The organism is Fructilactobacillus sp. X2R1C1, assembly GCF_059901435.1.
This window is the reverse complement of record NZ_JBWXUV010000043.1, coordinates 1-374: the sequence shown is the minus strand read 5'-3', so window position 1 is coordinate 374 and position 374 is coordinate 1. Positions and strand designations below refer to the sequence as shown.

2 tRNA genes are annotated in these 374 nt (G+C 38.5%); both read left to right on the top strand.

Annotation, left to right across the window (positions count from 1 at the left end):
* Positions 1 to 101: 101 nt before the first annotated feature.
* Positions 102 to 176: transfer RNA gene (locus tag AC6UDG_RS07420), tRNA-Ile, on the top strand.
* A gap of 31 nt (positions 177 to 207) precedes the next feature.
* A tRNA-Ala gene (locus AC6UDG_RS07415) sits at positions 208 to 280 on the top strand.
* The last annotated feature ends 94 nt before the right edge of the window (positions 281 to 374 follow it).

Below are 374 nucleotides of genomic sequence, written 5' to 3'. Positions count from 1 at the left end.
GATCACCTCCTTTCTAAGGAAAAATTCGGAAACCTTACATTATTGAAGTCTTGTTTAGTTTTGAGAGTTTTACTCTCGTTAAAATAAATGTTCGCGCTTTTGGGTCTATAGCTCAGCTGGTTTAGAGCGCACGCCTGATAAGCGTGAGGTCGGTGGTTCGAGTCCACTTAGACCCATCGTTACTGGTAAGTGACAATCGAATATTTTGGGGAATTAGCTCAGCTGGGAGAGCACCTGCTTTGCAAGCAGGAGGTCAACGGTTCGATCCCGTTATTCTCCATTGACACGAAAGTGTCAACTTTGTTCTTTGAAAACTAGATAATATTATTTTCTGTATTAATTATATTTTAATTATAATTTTAACCGAGAAATAA